Origin of the sequence: Neobacillus drentensis (genome assembly GCF_036966985.1) — a bacterium.
Lineage (GTDB): Bacteria > Bacillota > Bacilli > Bacillales > Cytobacillaceae > Neobacillus > Neobacillus drentensis_E.
The window spans coordinates 1-3,458 of sequence record NZ_JBALSN010000511.1 but is presented as its reverse complement, the minus strand read 5'-3'; the positions used below and the strand labels follow the sequence as shown (position 1 = coordinate 3,458).

Below are 3,458 nucleotides of genomic sequence, written 5' to 3'. Positions count from 1 at the left end.
TTCCTCGTGCCGCTTTGACTGCTGATAAGATTGCCGAGGAAGCAGATTTCTTCTCCTTTGGTACAAATGATTTAACTCAAACAACATTCGGCTACAGCCGTGATGATGCCGAAGGAAAGTTCTTGCAGGCTTATATCGAAAATAAAGTGCTGCCGGATAATCCATTTGCAGTTCTCGATCAAGATGGTGTAGGAAAGCTCGTGGAAACAGGCGTCAAGTTAGGCCGTGGAACTAAGCCTTCCTTAAAAACAGGAATTTGCGGTGAGCATGGCGGTGAAAAGACCTCGATTGAATTTTGCTATAAAACAGGCTTGGATTATGTCAGCTGTTCGCCATACCGTGTACCGCTTGCACGATTAGCGGCAGCTCAGGCAACAATTCGCCATGAAATAAATAAAGCAGAAGTTTATACAACTGCATAAAGGAAGGAAAAGGATGAGTGCAAAATAAAGTGCACCATCCTTTTTATTTTCCCAATGGTATTACGCTCCCATATGGGATTAGCCAGCTATTTTCTGCTTATACTATAAAAAAACAAAAAGGGGAATCACAGCAATGGGGGCAATTGAACGCAGCGGGTATCGATTTGTACCAGAATTTAGTGTCATTCAACAGAATGGGGCTATCCATGTGTACCATCAAGAAAACTTTATTGAGGAAATTAAATTTCAGTTTTCAGGAAAGTTTCCTGAGCTAGATCAAATCGAAGACTTAGTTGATCAATATTGCAATAGCCATCAGTTATAAAACCGAATATTCGTTCGGTTTTTATTTTTATGTTATTATAGACTAAACCAACCATTTTATAGAAAAGGAGGGAATTTGATGAACAAATTAATGACCATATACCCTCAAGCGATTGAACATACAAAAATGAAAATATATGAAGATATTAACCATTATTTCGAAACGAAGGAAACACCGCCATCCTTTGAACAATACCTAGCGGAACGCAAGGATTATGTCGAACAAATTTGGATTAATGTTTGGCTGAATAAGTCAACGAATGATGTCCCGCGGAATGAAAAAAAGCAATTGTTAAGTGAAAAAGGCTTTGAGGTACAGGGAATCGACCGTAAGTTGATCAACAATTTGTTTAGAGATGAAATGCGCACATATCAGCCTTTTGATGCTTTGGGGTGGATTGAGGAAACATTTTCAGGAAAACCAGATGTGTGGCAGAATCAGTATCAGGATGCAAAAACCAATTTTATCAAGCGGGAAAAACAAAAACAACTGGAAGAACAAAAGCAATTCATTAGAAGTGAAATTGAGGATAACGCAGTTGCAATTTTAGAAGAACAATATGAGGGGTTCTATTTATCGTTACGTTATTTCGTGGCAAAACATTTAGTGGCGGATTTAGAAAATAATGTGAAATTCCAATCTGTCGATACCTTTGCATTAGAAGAAAAATTAATTGATGAAGGTCATTTTAATCCCTCAGCCTACACCACGGTTGCCAGCTTTTTTGAAGAACTAACTGGTGATATCCATAAAACGTTGAACTGGGGCAGAAGTTTATATGAATATCAAACCTATTTCTTTGTTTATGAAAGCTTAATTGGTGATTATCTGTCCGACCTTATTCCGGAAAAAGTTTTAGAGCAGTTACCAGATCAACTGAAAGCTGATTTCTTTAAAATCTTTCATGAAGAACTATCGGCTTCCTTTGTAAAAGGCAGTATTGCACAGGTGCTTTATGATGTTGAGGGATATTTTATTGAGGATATTCAAGCTGAATACCTAGCAGATTTAATCAGCTTGGCTGAAATTCCTTTTGATGAAAAGGTACACAAGGAAATTTTTGAAAAAGACCTCCAAGAGCGCGAGCGGAAACAAAAGGAAGCTGAAGAAGAACTAAAGCGAAAAAGAGAAGCAGAAGAGCGGATGATGAGGGACATATTTGCAACCGAATACGACCCTTCGCTTCAGCGGCAGATCCGCTATGTCCTTCATATCGGTGAGACTAATACAGGGAAAACACATCATGCACTTGAAAGGATGAAAGAAGCCTATAGCGGCTTATATTTAGCTCCGCTTCGACTTTTGGCCCTTGAGGTTTATGATAAATTAAACGCTGAGGGGACGCCGTGTTCTTTAAAAACAGGTGAAGAAGAAAAAATGACGCTTGGGGCCAATCATACGTCCTGCACCGTGGAAATGTTTCATGAAAAAGAGTTCTATGAAGTGGTGGTAATAGATGAAGCACAAATGATTACCGACAAAGACCGTGGTTTTTCCTGGTATAAGGCAATTACGAAAGCCAATGCAGAAGAGGTACATATCATTGGGAGTCGGAATTCAAAAACGATGCTGTTGCAACTTTTGGGTGAATCCAATATTGAGATACATGAATATACACGCGATACCCCACTCGAAGTAGAAACAAAAGAATTTCATATTAAACACGTAAAAAAAGGAGATGCGTTGATTTGTTTTTCACGTCGGCGCGTGCTTGAAACGGCCTCACGGCTGCAAAATGACGGCCATACCGTCAGTATGATCTATGGAAGTATGCCTCCAGAAACAAGGAAAAAGCAGATTGAGCAATTTAATAAGGGAAAAACAAAAGTCATTGTGGCCACAGATGCGATTGGAATGGGTTTAAACCTGCCGATACGCCGAATTGTTTTTTTAGAAAATGATAAGTTTGATGGAACACGTCGTCGTTTGCTGACCTCCCAAGAAGTGAAGCAAATTGCTGGCCGCGCCGGTCGAAAGGGCATTTACAATATTGGCAAAGTGGCCTTTACGAGTGATATCAGAAAAATGCGGAACTTGCTTTTGCGGGAAGATGAACCTGTTCATACCTTTGCGATTGCACCAACAAATTCCGTTTTTGAACGCTTTCAACGTTATTATCATGATTTAGGTACCTTTTTTGAACTATGGGGGAAATTTGAAAGCCCTAAAGGGACGAAGAAGGCATCGTTGGCAGAGGAAAAGTCGCTTTATCAAATGATTGCGGGGACGGAAATTGAAGCAAGACTCTCTTTAATGGACCTATATGGCTTTTTACATCTGCCTTTTTCAAAAAATGAGCCGATCTTAACTAGGCAATGGGAAGATACCATGTATGCAATTATCCAGGGACGTGAACTCCCTGAACCGATTGTGAAGGAACGCAGCTTAGAAGAATTAGAATTAAGTTACAAAGCAATTGGACTCCATCTCTTATTTTTATATCGATTAGGAGAGCGAACTACTGCCATCTATTGGGAACGACTGAGAGAAGAGGTCAGTGATAAAGTACAAGACCGCCTGAAAACAGATATTAAAAAGTTCGTAAAAAAATGCAAAAACTGTGGCAAGAAACTGCCCTGGGATCATTCATTTCCAACTTGTGAGGCATGCTATGCAGCAAAAAACAGAAGATATCGATATGGTGATGAATATTAATAGTTGTATTAGTAAAAAAGGCCTTATGGGCCTTTTTTTCTGTGCGCCCAGCATGG

General features: G+C 39.5%; 3 protein-coding genes. All 3 read left to right on the top strand.

The window, feature by feature from the left end:
- A partial coding sequence (locus tag V7659_RS26820) for a putative PEP-binding protein (RefSeq protein WP_335543132.1) occupies positions 1–422 on the top strand: 422 nt, incomplete at its 5' end.
- 133 nt (positions 423–555) lie between these two features.
- The gene (locus V7659_RS26815; protein ID WP_335543131.1) at positions 556–747 is read left to right on the top strand and encodes a YbxH family protein; all 192 of its coding nucleotides are present in this window, start codon (positions 556–558) and stop codon (positions 745–747) included.
- Positions 748–825: 78 nt separating this feature from the next.
- Positions 826–3,402, top strand: a complete 2,577-nt coding sequence (locus V7659_RS26810; RefSeq protein ID WP_335543130.1) for a DEAD/DEAH box helicase — start codon at positions 826–828, stop codon at positions 3,400–3,402.
- The last annotated feature ends 56 nt before the right edge of the window (positions 3,403–3,458 follow it).

Excerpts from the sequence above, each read along its gene's own strand:
- V7659_RS26815 (WP_335543131.1), top strand. The coding sequence starts at position 556 with ATGGGGGCAATTGAACGCAGCGGGTATCGATTTGTACCAGAATTTAGT.
- V7659_RS26810 (WP_335543130.1), top strand. The coding sequence starts at position 826 with ATGAACAAATTAATGACCATATACCCTCAAGCGATTGAACATACAAAA.